Annotated in this window: 15 protein-coding genes; 14 read left to right on the forward strand and 1 reads right to left on the reverse strand. The window is 53.1% G+C overall.

What is annotated here, in order from left to right; all coding sequences use genetic code 11:
• The first annotated feature begins 172 nt into the window (after window positions 1–172).
• The 8 genes from JQC72_RS10465 (at window position 173) to JQC72_RS10500 (ending at window position 10,065) form a co-directional block, all read left to right on the forward strand.
• Window positions 173–1,753 carry a fatty acid--CoA ligase gene (locus tag JQC72_RS10465; RefSeq protein ID WP_205495433.1) on the forward strand — a complete coding sequence of 527 codons (1,581 nt, stop codon included), beginning with the start codon at window positions 173–175 and terminating at the stop codon, window positions 1,751–1,753.
• Window positions 1,753–2,907: an acyl-CoA dehydrogenase family protein gene (locus JQC72_RS10470; protein ID WP_205495677.1), complete on the forward strand. Its 1,155-nt coding sequence runs from the start codon at window positions 1,753–1,755 to the stop codon at window positions 2,905–2,907. Before JQC72_RS10465 ends, JQC72_RS10470 begins: the two co-directional genes overlap by 1 nt.
• A gap of 5 nt (window positions 2,908–2,912) precedes the next feature.
• The gene (locus JQC72_RS10475) at window positions 2,913–3,923 is read left to right on the forward strand and encodes a CaiB/BaiF CoA transferase family protein (protein WP_205495435.1); all 1,011 of its coding nucleotides are present in this window, start codon (window positions 2,913–2,915) and stop codon (window positions 3,921–3,923) included.
• Window positions 3,924–4,030: 107 nt separating this feature from the next.
• Window positions 4,031–5,182, forward strand: coding sequence for a thiolase family protein (locus JQC72_RS10480; RefSeq protein WP_205495437.1), 1,152 nt, complete (start codon window positions 4,031–4,033; stop codon window positions 5,180–5,182).
• Window positions 5,183–5,262: 80 nt separating this feature from the next.
• Entirely contained in the window at window positions 5,263–6,030 is a 768-nt protein-coding gene (locus tag JQC72_RS10485) for a 3-hydroxyacyl-CoA dehydrogenase (RefSeq protein WP_205495439.1), read from the forward strand.
• Window positions 6,031–6,590: 560 nt separating this feature from the next.
• On the forward strand, window positions 6,591–7,487 hold the full coding sequence (locus JQC72_RS10490) for a DMT family transporter (RefSeq protein WP_335342441.1): 897 nt from the start codon (window positions 6,591–6,593) through the stop codon (window positions 7,485–7,487).
• 170 nt (window positions 7,488–7,657) lie between these two features.
• A complete protein-coding gene (locus tag JQC72_RS10495; RefSeq protein WP_205495441.1) occupies window positions 7,658–9,178 on the forward strand; it encodes a class I adenylate-forming enzyme family protein in 1,521 nt (506 codons plus the stop codon).
• Between the two features lie 299 nt (window positions 9,179–9,477).
• On the forward strand, window positions 9,478–10,065 hold the full coding sequence (locus JQC72_RS10500) for a DUF4352 domain-containing protein (RefSeq protein ID WP_205495444.1): 588 nt from the start codon (window positions 9,478–9,480) through the stop codon (window positions 10,063–10,065).
• A gap of 630 nt (window positions 10,066–10,695) precedes the next feature.
• Here JQC72_RS10500 and JQC72_RS10505 read toward each other — a convergent pair.
• A complete protein-coding gene (locus JQC72_RS10505; RefSeq protein ID WP_205495445.1) occupies window positions 10,696–11,325 on the reverse strand; it encodes a hypothetical protein in 630 nt (209 codons plus the stop codon).
• A 192-nt stretch (window positions 11,326–11,517) separates the two neighbouring features.
• Here JQC72_RS10505 and JQC72_RS10510 point away from each other — a divergent pair, with 192 nt between their 5' ends.
• The 6 genes from JQC72_RS10510 to JQC72_RS10535 all read left to right on the forward strand — a co-directional run bounded on the left by JQC72_RS10510 (window position 11,518) and on the right by JQC72_RS10535 (window position 20,470).
• Window positions 11,518–12,474, forward strand: a complete 957-nt coding sequence (locus JQC72_RS10510) for an ABC transporter ATP-binding protein (RefSeq protein ID WP_205495446.1) — start codon at window positions 11,518–11,520, stop codon at window positions 12,472–12,474.
• A gap of 3 nt (window positions 12,475–12,477) precedes the next feature.
• Entirely contained in the window at window positions 12,478–13,584 is a 1,107-nt protein-coding gene (locus JQC72_RS10515) for an ABC transporter permease (RefSeq protein ID WP_205495447.1), read from the forward strand.
• 11 nt (window positions 13,585–13,595) lie between these two features.
• Entirely contained in the window at window positions 13,596–13,982 is a 387-nt protein-coding gene (gene acpS / locus JQC72_RS10520; protein WP_205495448.1) for a holo-ACP synthase, read from the forward strand.
• 79 nt (window positions 13,983–14,061) lie between these two features.
• Window positions 14,062–15,618, forward strand: coding sequence for an NAD(P)H-hydrate dehydratase (locus JQC72_RS10525; RefSeq protein ID WP_205495449.1), 1,557 nt, complete (start codon window positions 14,062–14,064; stop codon window positions 15,616–15,618).
• Window positions 15,619–15,658: 40 nt separating this feature from the next.
• Window positions 15,659–16,687 carry an outer membrane lipoprotein-sorting protein gene (locus tag JQC72_RS10530; RefSeq protein WP_205495450.1) on the forward strand — a complete coding sequence of 343 codons (1,029 nt, stop codon included), beginning with the start codon at window positions 15,659–15,661 and terminating at the stop codon, window positions 16,685–16,687.
• A 1,131-nt stretch (window positions 16,688–17,818) separates the two neighbouring features.
• Window positions 17,819–20,470 carry a penicillin acylase family protein gene (locus JQC72_RS10535; protein ID WP_205495451.1) on the forward strand — a complete coding sequence of 884 codons (2,652 nt, stop codon included), beginning with the start codon at window positions 17,819–17,821 and terminating at the stop codon, window positions 20,468–20,470.
• The last annotated feature ends 10 nt before the right edge of the window (window positions 20,471–20,480 follow it).

Consider the following 20,480-nt stretch of genomic DNA (forward strand, 5'->3'; position numbering starts at 1 on the left):
GCCAAGCTTGGGGTCGGGTGATGTATCGATGATGACACGGTTGGTTAAATGAATGATCGCAATCGTAAAAGGAAAAAAGACTTTATTTTAAGAATACATATTATTATATGTGCATTTGTGGGCGTACGGGACATGTACTGGCCATTGAATCCATCGCGAAGGAGGGTGCGGCATGTATCCAACGATTGGAACGGTGTTGGAACAGACGGCGGAACGGCATCCGGAACGGGAAGCGATTTTGGATCTCCGTCAAAATCGACGTGTCACCTATGAACAGTGGAACCGTCACATCAATCGGTTGGCGCGTGCACTGGCTGATACGGGGGTAAAAAAAAGAGACCGTGTTTCCGCGGTGTTGTACAACACTTTGGAATTGGGCTCCCTCTTTTTCGCCTGCGCCAAGTTGGGAGCGGTCTTCAACCCGATCAATTACCGGCTCTCCACTGAGGAGATTTCATTTATCCTCCGGGATGCGGAGCCGAAAGTGGTCGTTTTCGAGTCAACGGTGGAAGCGCAGATTCGGCCCATCGCGGAACGAGAGAAACAGTTGGTGTTTTGGTGTATCGACCAAGGGACATCAGCTGGTTATGCGCAGGATTACTGGGAAATGGTCGGGCAAGCACCGGAACTTTCCTTGCATATCGATGTGGATGAACAAGACACTTTTTCCATCATGTACACCAGCGGCACCACGGGCAAACCCAAGGGGGTGATGCACCGTCACCGCGATCTGATCGAGCAAAGCCAAATCCTGATCGCCGTGACGCAACTCACGCACCAGGACCGCGGGCTGGCTGTCGCACCCATGTTTCACGTGGCGGAACTGCATTGCTGTTTTCTCCCGCGGGTGCACATCGGTGCCGGCAACGTCTTGTTGCATCAATTCGATGCCCGTACGGTGTTGGAGACGATCCGGCGGGAACAAGTGACCATATTGTTCGCCGCGCCCACCATGTGGAACCTGTTGCTGAAAGAAAACGTGGAGGACTATGATTTGTCATCGCTTCGGCTGGGATTGTACGGGGCGGCACCGATGGCCACGTCGATGGTCCGAGCCATTCACGAGCGGTTGGAAATCGGTTTGGTACAGGCCTACGGGATGACCGAAATGGGCCCGGCTGTCACGTTTCTCCTTCCGGATGAACATCTGAAAAAAGCCGGCTCTGCCGGAAAACCCGCCATCCATCACGAAGTGCGCGTGGTCCGGCCGGGGACGGACGGCCCCTCCGAACCGGAAGAGGTGCTCCTGCCGGGGGAAGTGGGCGAAATTCTGGTACGGGGAACTTGCTTGATGCAGGGTTATTACAAACGAGAGGAAGCCAATCGCAAAGCCTTGTACAAGGGATGGTACCACAGCGGCGATTTGGGCTGTCTCGACGAAGACGGGTATCTGTGGGTGGTGGACCGGATGGATGACATGATCATCAGCGGAGGTGAAAATATCTATCCGCGCGAGATTGAGGATGTCTTGTACGAGCACCCCGGTGTATTCGAAGTGGCTGTCGTCGGCGAACCGGATGAAACGTGGGGAGAGCGCGTCGTCGCGTACGTGGTGCCAAAGGATGATGCGTTGACGGCGGAAGATTTGGATGTGTTTTTGCGGGAGAGTGACAAACTGAGCAATTACAAACGGCCCAGGCGTTACGTTTTCGTGGAGGCACTGCCGAAAAACGCAAGTGGCAAAATTCTGCGGTACCGATTGCGTCCCAAAGGGGCAGCGGGTGTCTCCGTCGGCCGGGAAGGGAGCGGTTGATGAAGTTGACACACCAAGAGGAGGTGCAGGTGTTTCGCCAAACATTCCGCCGCTTTCTGGAAAAGGAAGCAGTTCCCCACTACGAGCAGTGGGAAAAGGATCGGCTGATCCCGCGATCATTTTGGAAGAAGATGGGGGAGAACGGCTGGCTTTGTCCCACCGTGGAGGAGCGGTACGGCGGGGCGGGGGCGGATTGGTTGTACGCGGTGGCCATCATCGAGGAAATGGAACGTGTCGGTTCCGGGTTGGCCGGCATAGCGTTGCACAATGAAATCGTGGTGCCTTATCTCACCGCTTACGGAACGGAGGAGCAAAAACAACGCTGGTTGCCGGGATGTGTCAGCGGTGATTTGATTACGGCCATCGCCATGACGGAGCCGGGGGCGGGTTCCGACTTGGCCAATATCACTACGACGGCCCGCCGCGAAGGGAACGTTTACGTGCTGAACGGGCAAAAAACCTTTATCACCAACGGGTTTCACGCTGACTTAATCATCGTTGTGTGTAAAACCGATCCCGGTGCAGAACCCCAACACAGAGGAATCAGTCTGCTCGTGGTGGAACGAGGAACACCGGGATTTGAAAGAGGAAAGAAGCTGGAGAAAGTGGGTTTGCACTGTCTGGACACGACAGAACTCTATTTTCACGAGTGCCGTGTGCCGGTTCGTAATCTCCTGGGGGAAGAAGGAAAAGGGTTTTACTATCTGATGAACCAGCTGCAACAGGAGCGTTTGGTGGTGGCGTTGTCCGCTTGGGTGGCGGCCGAAGAGATGTTTCGGACAACGTTGGACTACGTAAAAATGCGGACGGCATTCGGAAAGCCGATCGGCCAGTTTCAACACACGCAATTCACCATGGCGGAGATGGCCACGGAGATTGAATTGGGTCGCGCTTTTCTTGAACGTCTGATCGAAGAACACAGAAAAGGCGTTGACTGCGTCACCGAAGTGTCGATGGCCAAATGGTGGCTGACCGAGATGGCCAAACGGGTGGCCGCCCAGTGCATGCAACTGCACGGCGGATACGGATACATGGAGGAATACCCCATCGCACGGAGATTCCGGGACATCGCCGTCACCTCCATTTACGCGGGAACCAATGAGATCATGAAATCCATTATCGCCAAACGCTTGGGATTGGGCGAAGGAAGGTGAATCCGTTGCTGCATGGCGTTCGTATTGTCGATTTTTCATGGTATCTGCCCGGACCGTCCGCCACCCAACGATTGGCGGACCGCGGAGCCGAAGTGATCAAAGTGGAACCGCCCGGCGGCGATCCCGCCCGACGGATGCCCGCCGTTTTCCATGCATACAACCGCGGAAAGAAAAGCGTGGTGATCGACCTCAAACAGCCGGCGGGAAGAGAGGCGGCCCTGCGTCTCATCGCTGACGCCGATGTGGTGGTTGAGAGTTTTCGGCCGGATGTCATGGCACAATTGGGCTTGGGCTACGAACAGGTTCGGAAAGTGAAACCCGACATCGTGTATTGCTCGATCACCGGGTACGGCCAGACCGGACCCATGAGCAGTCTGGCCAGCCACGATTTGAACTACGTGTCACTCAGCGGGGCACTGTCACAAATAAAAGATGACAAGGGACGGCCTGTTCATCCCGCCCTCACGTGGGCCGATCTGATCGGCGGCATCGCCGCGAGCGAAGCGATTGCCACCGCACTGTTCCGTCGGGAGCGGACAGGCGAAGGGGCACATCTGGACATTTCCCTGTTCGGCGCCATGACTGCGTTGATGGCGCATTATCGGTACCAACCCGAGGGAATTCCGTTTCTGAGCGGACAGATCGTCAATTACGCCATCTATGAAACAGCCGACAGTCGGTATGTCAGCTTGGCGGCTCTGGAAGAAAAGTTTTGGGAGCGATTTTGCAAGCGTTCGGGCAGAGAGGATTGGTTGCAAGCTTATTTCTCTCCCGTGTCGGAGGAGAATCCGTTTTATGAAGAGATCAAGCGTTGGTTTCTTTCCCGGCCGCTTCAATTTTGGGAGGAATGGGGGCGTGAAGCGGATTGTTGCTTGACACCTGTCCTGGAACCGGATGAAGTATGGCAACATCCACAGGTAAAGCATGATGATGGGTTGTGTTCGCCGGACAACCGGATTCCCGAATTGGGCGCCCACACGGGAGCGCTGTTGCAGGATACGGAACCAGTGGATTGAACAAAAAGTAAGGTCCGGGAAGCCGATCCCGGTTCGGGAGTAAACATCCTGCCTCAAGTGTTTGTCAAACAAACCGGATCTTTTGCACCAAACAGGGAGGGAGAACGTTGAGAGAAGCCTATTTGTTGGATGCCGTCAGAACCCCCTTCGGTAAACGGGACGGCGTTTTGAAAGAAATTCATCCCGTCGACTTGCTGGGTGGCCTTTTGCAAGGATTGCTTCGCCGCACCCGGATGGACCCGAGTAAAGTGGATGATGTGATCATGGGATGCGTGGACCAAGTGGGTGAGCAGGGGGCCAACATCGCCCGCAATGCCTGGTTGTCGGCCGGGCTTCCCGAGTCAGTGCCCGCTACGACGGTAGATCGGCAATGCGGTTCGGCGTTGCAGGCGGTTCAATTCGCGGCGCAGGGCGTAATGGCGGGACAGTACGATTTGGTGATTGCCGGCGGCGTGGAATCGATGTCCCGGGTTCCGATCATGTCCACGCTGGGACGGGGGTTGGGTACCCCGAAGACGGATGGGATCCGTGAGCGGTATCATCTGGAGAGGGCTTGGTTCGATCAAGCGTACGGCGCGGATCGGATTGCCAAGCAGTGGGGACTGACGCGTGAAGATCTCGACCGGTACGCTTTTGACAGTCATCGACGGGCGTCAGCGGCTCGTGCCAAGGGATATTTTCAACCAGAAATCCTCCCTGTACAAACACACGTGCATGTCGGGGAAGATGAAGGTATCCGCGACAACCCGTCATTGGAAAAAATGGCGCAATTGCCCCCCGCGTTCGACCACGTCGACCTGATCACGGCCGGCAATGCGAGCCAAATCTCGGACGGGGCGAGTGCCCTTTTGATCGGTTCAAAGGAAGCGGTGGAGGCATTCGGGTTCCGTCCTTTGGCCCGGTTTGTTGCTTTCGCCGTCGTCGGTGCTGATCCGGTGACGATGTTAACCGGACCGATCCCTGCCACGCGAAAGGTATTGCAGCGGGCGGGTCTGAGATTGGAGGACATCGACCTGTTCGAGATCAATGAAGCATTTGCTTCCGTTGTGCTGGCTTGGCAAAAAGAGATGGGTGTTTCGTTGGAAAAAGTGAACGTCAACGGTGGCGCGATTGCAGTGGGGCACCCTTTGGGAGCGACGGGGGGACGGCTGGTCGGCACATTGGCGTACGAACTCCGCAGACGTAACGGACGTTACGGGTTGATCGCCATCTGCGAAGGCGGCGGCATGGCCAACGCGGCCATCATTGAGGCGTTGTAGACACGAGTGAGCAGTGCCACGGAAGCGGGAGAGTGCATAGGTGTGCGGCAGCATTTTCAGGGGGAAGGAGTGGCAGGAGGATGGACATTCGAAAGTGTGTGGTTGCCGTTACCGGTGGTGCATCCGGATTGGGCAAAGCGACGGTGCGCCACTTTGCGCGGTTGGGGGCGGAGGTAGCCATCTGGGATACCAACGAGGAACAAGGTGCCGCATTGGCGAAGGAATGGGGCGAGCAGGCGATATTCGTGAAAACCGATGTTACCGACGAAACGAGCGTGCAACACGCGGTGGAAGCGGTAACGGATCGCTTCGGTGCGGTGCATGTGGTGGTCAACTGCGCAGGAATCGGCATCGCCAAAAAAGTGCTCGGAAAAAATGGGCCGCATGATCTGGACTCGTTTGCAAAAGTGATCCAAGTCAATCTGATCGGCACATTCAACGTGATTCGACTAGCCGCGTCAAAAATGATCCAAAACAAACCGAATGCTGAAGGAGAACGGGGAGTGATCATCAATACGGCTTCGGTGGCCGCTTTTGAAGGGCAAATCGGCCAAGCTGCCTACAGTGCCTCCAAAGGAGGGATCGTGGGCATGACATTGCCGCTCGCACGTGAACTGGCCTCTCATGGCATTCGCGTCATGACGATCGCCCCCGGTTTGTTCGACACGCCGCTGTTTGCTTCCCTGCCGGAAAAAGCGCGGACTGCACTTGGTATGATGACACCGTTCCCTTCCAGACTCGGCAAACCGGAAGAGTTCGCTCTCTTGGCGCAGAGTATCGTAGAAAATCCCATGCTGAACGGAAGTACCATCCGTTTAGACGGTGCGCTACGCATGCAGCCGAGATAAGCGACCTTTTCGGAAGCCGTACTGATTTGTACAGCAGTGACGTGACGGATCAGTGATATGGAAAGCATGAGCCGTGTTCCCATGGGCAGCGACGGAGGCAATTTCAGTGATAAACGGACGGTCCGGTATACGATCATCCCGAAGGGGCCGCGAGGGGGTACCTGGCCATCCATCAGGCGGAATCGTTTATCCAGGCAAGCGACAGGACCGAAGCCCCCTCGCGGAATTTTCTTTAGGCGAAGTTACTTTGTCACGTCCGGAGCTTGAAGGTTTGCAGCGGCCTTGCTCCGCTTCCTTGGGGAGCGGGTGAAGCGGTCCGGGAGGAAAGTTATGCATTGTAGACCTGGCGGTGATCCGTCCAATTACCGGAACGGATCACTTTTTTGTATGAGAAACGAAATACCGTTGATGGGAACGGGTTTATGTTGTTTCACTTGAAAGAAGTCAAAGCGAGATCCCGGCGATGAGATGTCAAGATGGTGAAAGCGCGTTTCACCGCGATCTGTCATAATGGAGATAACGAGCAGATACAAAGACAAAAAAGGAGTGGAATGAACCATATGGATCGTATGTCCCGATTGTACGGTGCACTGGTTTTGTTGAGCCTCATCTGGGGATTGTCCTTTGTTTTCATCAAATATCTCTTGGAACCGGCGGGTGTATGGGGTGTTGTTTTTCTGCGTTGTCTCACGGGCGTTGCCGTATTGATTCCGTTGTTGCTGTATCGCGGATGGCCGCCGTTTCGATCCGTTCCGTGGGGATCACTCGTTTTGGTGGGCGTGTTGAATGCCGGCCTGCCGTGGGGATTGATCGCCTGGAGCGAAACACAGATCCACTCCAATACCGCATCGATTCTCAATGCCACCACGCCGATCTGGACGAGTTTGATCGGAGTGGTGGCCTATTCGGTGATGTTGACGAAACGGCAGTGGATCGGAATTGTGGCGGGGTTCGTCGGGATTGTGATATTGATGGATTTCCAGGTAGCGGATTTATTCCGCGAACATTTTGTTGGAATCGGCACAATGTTGGTGGCCACCATATGTTATGGTTTCGCTTCACACCATACCAAGCGCTTTTTGTCGGACGTGGATGTGCTGTTGACTGCCACGGTGACGTTGGTAACGGGGGTTGTGGTGGGACTCATCGGTATGGCCTTTACCCGGGGGATTTCACTGGAGGCCCTGTGGAATGTCAGGTTCGCCTTTGCTTTGGTGGGATTGGGGGTATTTGGCTCCGGCATTGCCTATCTGCTGTTTTTTTACATGATCACAGCTGGTGGTGCCCAATTTGCCGTCAATGTTACCTACCTGGTACCCCTGACAGCGATCATATGGGGGGCGGTTTTGTTGCATGAACCATTGTCTCCCCGTATGATGATCGGGTTGTTTGTCATTTTTGCCGGCATTTATCTCTCAACGACAAATACCAAACAGAAACAAACCCAGGTGGAATAGAAAACGGTCGTGGCAGATCGAATAAATGTAAGTTTTGTCAGTCACTCTCGGAAAAAGGAAACGATGAAAATTTTTAGTTGTTACTTAAACAGTTCACAATTGCGGACAAGTATACTAATATGAAAGTGCAAAGTGACAAATCTTCTGGTTACCAAGGAGGTCCTATGTCTGTGAGCGTCATTGGAGAGCTGCTTCGCCACCGGGCGCGGTTGTCACCGGATGTGGAGGCGGTGGTGTCGCCGACGAAACGGATGACGTACCGGGAATACAATGGGATCGTGAACAAATTGGCCCATTACCTGCTCCAATTGCAAGTGCAAAAAGGGGATCGGGTTGCACTTATTTGCAAAAACAGTCATCATTTTCCGATTATCTATATGGCTGCGGCGAAAATCGGCGCCGTGACGGTACCGATCAACTGGCGGCTCAAAACGGATGGCATTCGTTACATATTGGAAGACTGCACCCCCAAAGTTCTGTTTTACGACGGAGAATTTGATCAGGTTGCGCCTTTGTTGGGCAAGTTCCCTTTCATTCAGCAGGAAATTCGCATGGACATAGAAGAAGACGATTCCTTTTTGGAGAAGTTGGTGGAAGGATATCCCGATGAAGAGCCGCAGGTGGATGTGATCGGGGAAGATCCCGCCGTGATCATCTATACCTCCGGAACCACCGGCCGTTCCAAAGGGGTCGTATGTACCCACACCAATATGTACGCAGCCAGCATCGCCAACACGGCCACATTGGAATGGCGGTACCGGGATCGGTTTTTGGTGGTTTCCCCATTGTTCCACATCAGTGGTATGATCATTCCCGTTTGTGCCCTGGTTCGTGGCCTTACGATGGTCGTGAACGACCAATTCCACCCCATACAGATTTGGGATCTCCTGAATGCTGAGAGGATCAACATCATGTTTTCCGTGCCGTCGATGCTCAACTACATGTATGAGTCGTTGAAGCATCAGGATGCGGATGTGCCTACCCTTCGCATGATTATCTGCGGCGGGGCCAAGGTGCCGGCGGAGTTGATCCGGGGAATGTACGATTTCGGGTACCATGTGGTGCAGGTGTACGGTGCGACGGAGTATGCGGGAGCCGCCACGTTTTGGTTGCCGGAATATGGTATAGAGACATGCGAATCGGCGGGAAAAGCCGTTTATCTGACGGAGATGAAAATCGTCGATCCCACCACGGGTGAAGCATTGCCTCCGGGTGAAATCGGAGAAGTGGTTTTAAGGGGACCATTGATGTTCGCAGGGTACTGGAATATGGAGAAAGCCACTCAAGAAGTGATTCGAAATGGTTGGTACCATACGCGGGACGCGGGCTGGATGGACGAGAACGGCTTATTGTACGTGGTCGACCGGCTGCGGGACATGATCATCACCAGCGGGGAAAATGTGTTTCCGGCACAAGTGGAATCGGTTATCAATCAGTTGGAGGAAGTGGCCGAGTCCGCCGTGGTCGGTGTCGCGCATCCGGTATGGGGCGAGCTTGCCCGGGCTTATGTGGTGCTGAAAGAAGGAAGCTCGATCACCGAAGAAGAGATCATCACCCATGTCCGCCGGCATTTGCCCGATCACTACCTGCATGAAGTCGTCTTTGCGGAGGAACTGCCGAAAAACAGCATGGGGAAAGTGATGAAGTACGTGCTTCGTCAACATGCCAATCAACAACAGCAGGCGCAGTGAGTAAGGATGATCACGCTGATCTTATGAAATGGCTTCTGCAAAATGCAGAAGCCATTTTGTTTTGCGGAGCGACTGGCGGAGCGAGTCCAGCGTCCGACGCTCGCTTTGATCCCACCCTGAAGGGTGGGTTTTTCCGCTCGCTTTTTATATCTGTAATATAAGAAGCGTGGCGTGGGATCAGCTTGAATGCGTTTCAATGCTTTAGTTGCAGGAATGGGAGACTGTTCTATTCAACTGGATAATTGTATTTAAATATGATATAATATTAATCATTATTAATACATAAAGGGGTGTCTGGAATGAAAAGTAAATTACTGCTCATTACACTTATTGGTATTTTTACTCTTACCGGTTGCACCATCAGTTTCGGTCAACCACCAAGTCAGTCAAATACTCAAAATGCGGCCAACAATCAGAATGCACCGGCCGACAATAATCAAAATGCTCAAAATGCGGCTAACAACCAAAACCCTCAAAACAACCAAAACACAGCGAACCAATCTCAAGGTCAAAGTGATATCGGACAAACGAAAACGGTAGGGGATTTAACGATTACTGTGAATTCGGTTCGCGAGTCATTGGGTAATGATACAAGTCAGCCGAAAAATGGCAAATTCATTATTATTGATGCCACAGTCACTAACAACGGAGACGAAACGCAAGCAATTTATAGTGACGATGCAACGTTGACCGATTCCAACGGTTTAAAAGCGGAGGCGCAATATAGCCCGTACGGGGTCACTGAAGTGAACTATACTACAACCACTATCCCTGCTCGTACCAAAGTGACACGCGGTGTGTTGGTGTTTGACACATCCGAATCTGCACCATATACCTTGACAATCGAACAAAAAGGAAGTTTCGCTACTTGGAAAATTCAACCGTGACAACCTCCCCCGAATACATTCGGGGACATCCGCTTAGGATGCATAAAGTAAAGCACTGTACTTCGGTTCAGTGACGCCATGCCGACCAAGATGGTAGGTCATGGTCATGGGCCGTGCCACACGGCCATTATTCCTCAAAATAGGAGAATCCCTTGAAAGTTTTTTGAAGATATTGGGTGATCCGTTTGCATCTGCTTGGGCTTTCCAACCGCGCAAAGGTATGAACCTCGATGCTATTAAGAAACATCGTTTTGGTCTCGTATTTCCCGTTCCTGTAAGTTCACCTTTGTATTGGATCATGTTGATGATCCTGCGGTAAGGCCAGCAATGTAAACGTTGGTTCGGAGTCATGATAGTCAATGTTTTTCCGAATCCCATTCAGCATCAATTTGCAATCTTTTTTACTCCTTTTTTGAGGCATTCGGAAATCGAATGAGTTGTTGCAATATGAAGGACTTTCACCAAAAGAGCGAGACTCACGGAATATGAGATCTTGTAACTGGACAAGATCAAGAATGGGTAGGTTGCGTTCATCTGAATGGGATGCCTGAAGAGATCAAACGGTTTACTGGAAATGATATACTGCGCATATGATACAAAATAAACAGGCAGCCGAATGTGCTGCCTGTTTTAACCTTTTACAAAAACCTTTCCTTTTGTGCCTACTCTAAATAAAAGTTCTTTATCTATACCATCAATGGAGAAATAGACATTATAGAGATTTTCCCTGTAACCTTCCATATCAAAGTAAACGATTGGGTGGCTTTCGACTCCTGGTACTTCAAAGTATAGCCCGATCTTGGACTTTCCAATGACAAATTCAGATAAAGGGGGGATTAAACCCATGTCTCCGTTGCAATTCTTTTGAAACAAACTCACAGGGACAGATAACTGAAAAGATTCTCCCAGCGTGATTACACTTGGAGACTTCCGAACAATGCCGAACCGGGGTAAAAAATATTGACCGATTTTAAGAAACCCGTCTTCTAGATAAATACGTAGTTCATAATGTTTGATAAAAACTGGTACTTGCTTTTTGTTAACAATTTCTACTACCACATGATCTTGTTCCAATCGTGTATGTAAAGCGACTTCCGGTATGGAAGCTTTCTGCGCCTCCTCCAACTGCTTCTGTGTGTAATCCAATTGCTTCTGATTAAAACGAATCTGCTGGTAGGCAAATAGGATGGTTACCAGCGTGGCCACTGCGCTGACAACCTGTCCGATATTTGCCCAGTCTTCTAATGACCAATGAAGCAAAAACATTCCCCCTAATCAGATAAAAATGCCAGCTCAATTATACCCAATCAAAAAGGAGGATGAAACCAAGGGTTCAATCCCCCGTATCATCCTCAAACATTTCATCGATGCTCACCCCCATGCTTCCTTGAAGAAATGTCCCTTATTCGGAACGAATATGAAGTTTTTCGTAGTATACTGAAAGGTACAAGAATGGGTAATCAGTCATCCCAATACGAGAAAGGCGGCGCGGATCGGTCAATGGTGGAAGTGCGTGGATTGGTGAAACGGTATGACGGTGTGGCGGTAGTGGACGGCGTGACCTTCAACGTGAAGCAAGGGGAAATCTTCGGTTTGCTGGGGCCGAACGGTGCGGGAAAAACCACAACCATGGAGATGATCGAAGGATTGCGCGTACCGGACGAAGGGGAGATCCGAATCGCCGGATTGGACGCGGTTCGGGAGCGGGATCGGGTGAAGCATTTGATCGGACTGCAGTTACAGTCGACCGCGTTGTTCGGGCACATGACCGTGCGGGAGATGATCCTGCTCTACAGCAGCTTTTATCCGCAGGCGCGTCCGGTGGAAGAATTGCTGACGGCTTTTGATTTGCAAGAGAAACGGAATACCTGGGTCAAACATCTTTCAGGGGGACAAAAGCAGCGGTTGGCCATCGCGCTGGCCGTGGTACATGATCCGCAGGTTCTGTTTTTGGATGAGCCGACGACCGGGCTGGACCCGGGAGCGCGACGCGCATTGTGGGACATTATTCTCCGGCTGCGTGATGAAGGGCGGACGGTGTTTTTGTCCACTCATTACATGGAAGAAGCGGAACAGTTATGTGACCGTGTGGCGATCATGCATCAGGGGAAAATCATCGCCTTGGATACGCCTGCGGGATTGATCCGTCGACTGGATGTGGACAGCGTGGTGGAATTCGTGTGGGAATCGGAGTTGGACCCCTCACCGCTCGCTGCTTTGGGTGGAGTGAAGGAGGTGCGCCGCTCCGAGGATCGCAGTGTGATGCTGTTGACGGAGCGTCTGCCGGAGACGTTGCGAGATTTGATCACATGGTCCGAAACCGGCGGTGTCCCGCTATCCGGGTTGAGAACGCGGACGGCTACACTGGAAGACGTGTTTCTTCACTATACGGGAAAGAGGTTGACATAAGACGTGAAGGCATACTGGCGATTGACCCAGGCACAGTTGTTGTTGTTTTTGCGGAACAAAAACATCGTGATCTGGTCGCTGTTGGTTCCGATATTGATGATGGCGGTTTTGGGCACATTGATCAAAGGGGGAAATACATTCCGGCTGGATGTGGCGGTCGTCGATGAGGATCGTTCTTCCGCTTCCCGCGAATTTGTGCAATCATTGAAGGCGGTTCGCGGTGTATCAGTCGAAATGGAAGAGGATCTGAATCAGGGGATCCATCAGGTAAAACGAGGCGATCGTCAGCTGGCGATTTTGATCAGGAAAGGATTTGGCCGTCATCTCGCCCAACGGGGGGAGAAAGCGCCGTTCAAGGAAATTGTTTTATATCTGGACAAAAGCAATCCGACGACCGCTCAGATCGGGACGACCATAGTGAGTCAAATGGTGGATCAGTTGAACAAGCGGTTGGTCGGGTTTCGACCTGTGATCACGACCGAAACGGTGAACATCCAAAGCCGGACATTGGGATATATCGACTTTCTGGTGCCCGGCTTGCTGGCACTGATGATCATGAACAACAATATGAATGGTGTGGCGGGCACGATCGCATCATGGCGGGAACGGGGCATCCTGCGTCGAATGCAGGCAACGCCGTTGACCAGCGCCACATTTATCGCCGGCCAGATCACGGCTCGCATCGTACTCAACGGTCTGCAGGCGTTGATCGTGCTGTTGGTGGCCTATTTGGTGTTCGGGGTCCATGTTTACGGTTCATGGTGGTTGCTGTTGGTCCTGATCCTGTTGGGGACACTGACATTCATGTCCATCGGCTTCATCATCGCTTCCTTGGCCAAAACGCCGGAGACAGCGGGGCCGATGGCAGGCTTGCTTTCGTTTCCCATGATTTTTGTCGGTGGCGTCTTTTTCCCGTTACGGGATTTGCCCGACTGGTTGCGCCCGGTTGTCGATGCGATCCCGATCGGTCATTTGACGCATGCCCTGCGTTCGGTCATGAATGAAGGTGCCGGGCTGTCGTCGTTGTGGACACCTGTAGCGGTGTTGACGGCATGGATGGTTGGATCGTTTGTCGTGGCTGCCTGGATGTTTCGTTGGGATGCAGAGTGAGGTGAACGAGGGTGATTATCGGAATCGGAACGGATATCGTACAACTGGACCGTTTGCGGCAAAAAGACAGGGAACGCCTGGCGCAACGCGTGCTGACTCCGGGGGAACGACAGCGGTGGCCGGAGGGGGATGTGCGCCAAATCGAATATTTGGCAGGGAGATTTGCGGCCAAAGAGGCATTGGCCAAAGCCGCCGGGACCGGAATCGGCAAAACGATCGGTTTTCAGGATATCGAGATCCTGAGCTGCGACAACGGTTGTCCCGAATTGCGGCTTTCGGAGCACAGCAGACGGAAACTGGAATGGACGGATGACGTACGGATTCACCTCACCATTGCACATGAACGGGATTACGCTGTTGCCACGGTGGTGGTGGAACGGGTACCGAACGAAGGGTAAGCGGAAGGGCCCGTCAACCTTGTCAGCATATCCGGACGGGCCGGTTCATATAGATATAACGCGGTTGGGAGGGACCCATGTGTACTTGGTAACTGCACAGGAGATGCGCGATCTGGACAGATACACCATTGAACACATCGGCATACCCGGTGTAGTGTTGATGGAACGCGCGGGACTTGCCGTCGCGCAAGCGATCACGGAACATTTCGCCCAACCGGGTCAAGCGGTGGTACTCTCAGGCCATGGCAACAACGGTGGAGACGGGTTTGTCGTCGCCAGACATCTGGCTATGGCCGGATGGCGGACGACAGTGTGGCTGGTCGGTTCCGAGGACAGAATGACAACGGACACCCGAACGTTTTATGAAGTTTGCCGTCAGCTGGGACTGGACGTGAAAACGTTCGGACCGGAGCGGAGGGACGAACTGCGGCGATGGTTGGAGACGGCCGACGTTGTCGTCGACGCCCTTCTGGGAACGGGCATTCGGGGGGCGGTGCGTCCGGCAACAGAGATGGTGATCCGGCTGGTAAACGATCACGCGCGGGGACGTGTGGTGGCTGTCGATGTGCCCAGCGGGGTGGAGACGGATACCGGACGGGTCGCATCAGTGGCGATCAAAGCGGATCAAACGGTGACCTTCGCCTATGCCAAATGGTGTCATTACTTGCGGCCGGGAGCCGAATACTGCGGAGAGGTGGTCGTGACCGATATCGGGATTCCACCATCGGTTGCTGCTTGCCGGCGACCCGCCGCACGTGTCAACCATCCCCAGTGGTGGCGGGAATATCTGAAACCCCGGTCACGATGGGCGCACAAAGGGACGCACGGCCATCTGCTGGTCGTCGGTGGTTCCCGCGGAATGCTGGGAGCTGTCGCCATGGCCGGTACCGCCGCACTGCGCGCCGGTGCCGGATTGGTCACGATCGCCGTACCCGAAGGGCAACACGATCCCCTGGCGGCAAAAGTGACGGAAGCCCTTGTATGGGCATGGCCCGGTGACGGTCAGGGTCGTTTTGCACCCGGCAGTGCAGGACGCATCGGTGAACGTTTGAATCGCCTGACGGCGGTCGCCGTCGGCCCCGGTTTGGGACGTTTTACCGGAGAGCGGGAGTGGCTGTCCGAACTGCTCCGGCAAACGGACCTACCCATGGTGTTGGATGCGGACGCGCTCAACGTGCTTGCTGATCATTCCGATATCCTCGCTCACCGTAAAGGGGAGCGCATTCTGACACCACATCCGGGTGAAATGGCCCGATTGACAGGCACCGACACAGCCCGTGTGGAGGAAGAACGTTACCGGGTGGCCAAGGAATGGGCTCAACGACATGGAGTCACCGTTGTCCTCAAAGGAACATATACGATCATCGCATTTCCCGACGGCACCCAAATGGTGAATCCCACCGGCAGTCCCTCCATGGCCAAGGCCGGGTCCGGTGACCTGTTGACCGGCATCATCGGCGCGTTGTTGGCCCAGAAAATCCCACCGTCAGCCGCTGTTCCCATGGGTGTCTATGTTCACGGGCTGGCCGGGGAGTTGGCGGTCACATCCGTCGAACACAGCGTGATTGCTTCCGACATTCTTATGCAAGTGGGGCCTGCGTTTCATCGACTATTGTCCGATCGCGTCCGTACCTGACCGACACATTTCCCGGGAAATGGACGAAGGGGCTGATGAAATGCGTCGGATTGCATGGGGGGTGGCCGCCCTTTTGTTGATCATGGTGGTTTTGACGGGATGCGGACAGAAAAATGCCGCCGATATCGTGAGCGATCTGTCGAAGCGATCCGAAAAAATGGAAGGATACACGACAAAGGCCAAGATGACGATTCATACCGGCAGCACCCCCCAAATATACGAAGTGGAAGTATGGTACAAACAGCCGCACTTTTACCGCGTCTCCCTCAAAAACACCAAAAAAGACATTACCCAAATCCTGCTTCGCAATGACGACGGAGTGTACGTGTTGACACCCCATCTGAACAAGAGTTTCCGCTTTCAAAGCGATTGGCCGGAATCCAGCGGACAAATCTATCTGTACCAATCATTGATCAACAGCATTATCAACGATTCGTCTCGCAGGTTCAAAGTGGTCTCCGACGGATATCAATTCGAAGTCCGCTCCAAAACCAACAACCAAACGTTGAGTCGGCAACGGATTTGGCTGAACAAAGATCTGTATCCAACCAAAGCGGAATTGCTCAACGATCAGGATCAGGTGATGGTGGAAGTCACCTTTGACCGCTTCAATACCGACCCATCATTCGACCAGGATGCATTTGACATGAACCGCAACATGAGCGGACTGAACGACCAGGTATTGCCTTCGATGCGTAACGCGCGGACCGACAAAAACCATTCGGAAAAAGAAGTAAATACCATGGTACCGGGTTACGTGCCGAAGGGTAGTCGGTTGGTGGATGAGCAAACCGTCGCCAGCATGGAAGGCGAGGTTGTCATCATGCGATACCAAGGAAAACAACCGTTCACCCTGACACAGAAAAATCCTGACGCCGTACAGGCCAGTGCGCCGATGTACGGCCAACCGGTCGATCTGGGCTACACGGTCGGCGTTTTGTTGGAAGGCAGTGAGAAGAAGCGGCTGTCTTGGACACACAATGGTACGGACTTTGAGTTGTACGGCAATCTGCCGGTAACGGAAATGGTCAAAATCGCCCAATCGGTGCAGGATCAGCCTCAAAAATGAGCCGCAACCCCGTTTCGTGTCGCCTCACGAACGGGGTTTTGTTTTTGCTTGAAAATTCACCTTTCTTTGGTACGCTCTTGTGCATTTCCTCCTTGGCATTTCATAAGAAATTTCGTAAATAACGATTCTCACCCTGACTGGCCTTCTTTATCTGGTCGAATGATCCTATTGAAAGAAACTCGCTCGTGCTGATAGGAAGACCGGGTCCCGGGAGCGAAGATATGCCCGCGAAGTTCCGAACTGGGGAAAAACTGTGTAATCCGGGATGATCCTTGCAGAGGTCCGCCACCAGTTTCTCCTGGACCATCGGGGCAGTGTTCTCGATGGTATTAGCGTTTCACACTGTCCACCCCGGTTCTCTTTGCATACCGACGCAGACCGGTGATGCTACTTTCCATTGGTGCGTAACACTCGGCGGCTACGCCGTTTTCGCTGGAAAACCCAGATACCCGAGTCTGGGTTGACCACCAGTGAGTGGTTTCCCTGAGTGTGCCCCGGTGTCCACATCAAAGCAACCCCAGATCCCAACAGCATGTCTCCATCGATCATCAGCAAACCGCTCTTCGGGGATGTCTGCGAATTTTTCCGGTTGGTACCAGATCTGCTGTAACGGGTGGAGGTGGGGGAAGAATATCCCATTCCTTTCGTTGAACGATCAGTTTGGCCTTGGAAAAGTAAGCCTGACCCGGCCGATCGGGGCTGATTTCCGCTTGGGGTATTGTCGTCCCGATCAACCTCCGTACATCCTGGGTGTGTAGATGGTCATATGTCTTAAGTGATCACCGTGCCATAGCGATATGACAACAGGGTGCGACACTGAAAAACTCACCATATCTTCGAATCTGCTCGTCGAAACAGGGGGTGTTGGATGAATTCATATTCGGTGGGTTCATTCAGCAGTGTTCTGTCATCTGACAAGAACCTGCGGCTGACTGATTCCCTGATCAAAGAAGGAAACATGAAACCGCTGATTGTGCTCCTGACAGGAGGAATCATCAGACCAATCTGGTAAATATATGAAGAGGGCGGTGATTACCGTATCCAGTTGAAAGTGATCTGTCAATCTCACATTCAGAAAATAAATAATATTAAATGTCCAGATGGCAAATTCCCAGGTGAGGGGGTCCTGTATTGAAACGGTGTGTGATTGTCATACTCGTGCTGATCAACATGCAGTTTTTGTTGATGCCTTCCACAGGAGGCGCCCAAACGTCTGATGATCCCGGAGGTTTCCTCAATATCATGCCTCCGGGTCAAGACGGGACGGTAAACGTACTGGAAATGACCAAATTTCAACTGACCGGAGAGTATCCCAAGCACTTCAATGATCAGACCCGGATGTACGATTCCCTGGTGGATCGGATAACGGGGATCAGGGATGAAGAACTTGTCAAGTATTTCAAGGAAGCTGCCTTCGGTGTCAAAGGGAAAGTGGAACGTACCTATTCCCCGGCGAAAGGAGTAACGGTTCAGCGCGATGAATTCGGCGTCCCCCACATCCAAGGGAAAACCAGGGAGGCCACGATGTTTGCCGTGGGATACGTGACCGCGGAGGACAGATTGTTCCTGATGGATGTGCTTCGCCATCTGGGACGGGGGCGGCTGAGCGAATTTCTCGGGGCCAGTGAAGCCAACAAGGAGATGGACAAGGCCCAGGTGAAGGTGGCCCCGTACAAAGAGGAAGAATTGACCCGTCAGGCCAACGAGCTTTGTCTTCAGGGAGAGGAAGCAGTCCAGGTCTGCAAAGACATGAAAGCCTACATTGACGGGGTGAACGCTTTTATACGTAAAGCGCGAATGAATCCCAACTTGCTTCCCGCGGAGTATCCTGCCCTCCAGCAGATTCCGAAAGAGTGGAAGCCCGAGGACAGTGTGGCCATTGCCAGTTTGGTCGGCGGGATATTCGGGAAGGGCGGTGGAAACGAAGTGGCCAGTGGCCGATTTCTGTCCCAGTTAATGCAAAAACACGGTTCCCACAAGGGACGGGCGATCTGGGAGGATTTCCGGAACGCGGAGGACGTGGAAGCTCCAGTGACGACGGATAAATCCTTTCCCTATAACCAGCCTTCTTCCGTCGATCCAAAATCCACGGCCATACTTGATTTGGAAACCGTCGGCAAAACATTGGAGGAGATGAAACTTCCGAAGATGGTGGCGGACGGCCCATTCGGTCCGATTGACTTGAGGGCGCCCAGGGGGATGAGCAATGCGATCCTGGTAAATGCAGAACACACCAAAGCGGGACGTCCCATCGCCGTATTCGGTCCTCAGACAGGCTACTTCAGCCCCCAGCTGCTGGTGGAGACAGATGTTCACGGACCGGGGATTGATGCCCGGGGAGTGGGTTTTGCCGGGGTCAACATGTATGTGCAACTGGGGCGGGGACGGGACTATGCCTGGTCGGCCACCTCCTCCGGAGCGGACAACGTGGACCAGTGGGTGGTGAAACTTTGCGAGCCGGATGGAGGCAAACCCACGATGAAATCCCAGGGTTACTGGTACAAAGGGGAATGTCGCCCCATGGACGTTTATACTCACCGGCAAATCGCGAAACCCACGGTCGCAGGAATTCCCAAGCCGTCCAAAGACAGTTTTATCTTTGACATCAAGGTGGAACGGACTGTCTACGGCCCTGTCAATGCCCGGGGAACCGTCAAGGGAGAGCCGGTGGCTGTAACCACCCAGCGCTCCACTTACGGAAGAGAATTGAACAGCGCTCTCGGCTTTCGCCGGATCAATGATCCGGGGTTTATGAAGGACGGTTCCGCCTCTTTTCTGAAAGCGTTCGATAAAGTGGATTACACCTTCAATTGGTTTTACGTGGACAAAAGGGATATTGCATATAAGCACTCTTGCTTGTGTCCAGTGCGGGACCCCAGGACAAATCCCGACCTTCCTTCATGGGGGACGGGGGAGTACGACTGGACGGGAAAATATCTGAAGCCGGAGCAGCAGCCCCATGACATCAACCCCAAACGGGGATACTTTGCCAATTGGAACAACAAACAGGCTCCCGGTTTCCGAGCCAACGATGCGAATTTCAGTTACGGTCCCGTTCACCGTTCCCTCCATTTGGACAAGCGGTTGGCGGAGATGATATCCTCCGGAAAGAAACTGACCAAGGCGGACATGGTGAACATCATGATGGACGCAGCGACGGTGGATTTGAAGGCACAGGAGGTTTATCCGTGGGTGCTGAAAGTATTGGGAGAAAAAGCCCCCGGTAATGATCCCGTACTTCAGGAGATGAGGGACCGGTTGGCTGCATGGGTGGAGTCCGGGGGACACCGGCGTGATTCATCCCCCAAAGATGGCATTTATGATGATGCAGTGGCCGTGGCGATCGGGGATGCTTATTTTGAAAATCTGACCACGGTGATGTTTGAAAAAGCCCTGAGTGGAACGAACTTGCCCAATGTACTCGAGGATTCGCCGCGGGGCGGTTTGGGTTCGGCTTTTCTCGAGGGTTATTATTCCTATGTAAACAAGGATCTGCGTCAGCTTCTGGGTGAAAAGGTGAAGGACCCCTGGCACACGGTTTACTGTGGTGACGGAAATCTATCCTCTTGCAGGGTGGATTTGTGGAAGGCGATGAGAATAACGGCAGACCTTCTTCGTGAGAAATACCATTCCGATGTCGTGGAGAATTGGGTGTATGATGGCTCTCAAGATGCCATCAAGCAAAAGCCCATGGGTCTACTTGCCGCACCGGACATGCGATGGGTAAACCGGCCCACCTTCCAGCAGGTGGTTCAAGTGGGTGTGAAAAATCCGGGGGAATAAAGAGAAAGGA

It is taken from the genome of Polycladomyces zharkentensis (genome assembly GCF_016938855.1).
GTDB lineage: Bacteria > Bacillota > Bacilli > Thermoactinomycetales > JIR-001 > Polycladomyces > Polycladomyces zharkentensis.

Coding starts and splice junctions, on each gene's coding strand:
- JQC72_RS10465 (WP_205495433.1), top strand. CDS start 173: ATGTATCCAACGATTGGAACGGTGTTGGAACAGACGGCGGAACGGCAT.
- JQC72_RS10530 (WP_205495450.1), top strand. CDS start 15,659: ATGCGTCGGATTGCATGGGGGGTGGCCGCCCTTTTGTTGATCATGGTG.
- JQC72_RS10510 (WP_205495446.1), top strand. CDS start 11,518: ATGGGTAATCAGTCATCCCAATACGAGAAAGGCGGCGCGGATCGGTCA.
- JQC72_RS10500 (WP_205495444.1), top strand. CDS start 9,478: ATGAAAAGTAAATTACTGCTCATTACACTTATTGGTATTTTTACTCTT.
- JQC72_RS10470 (WP_205495677.1), top strand. CDS start 1,753: ATGAAGTTGACACACCAAGAGGAGGTGCAGGTGTTTCGCCAAACATTC.
- JQC72_RS10485 (WP_205495439.1), top strand. CDS start 5,263: ATGGACATTCGAAAGTGTGTGGTTGCCGTTACCGGTGGTGCATCCGGA.
- JQC72_RS10490 (WP_335342441.1), top strand. CDS start 6,591: ATGGATCGTATGTCCCGATTGTACGGTGCACTGGTTTTGTTGAGCCTC.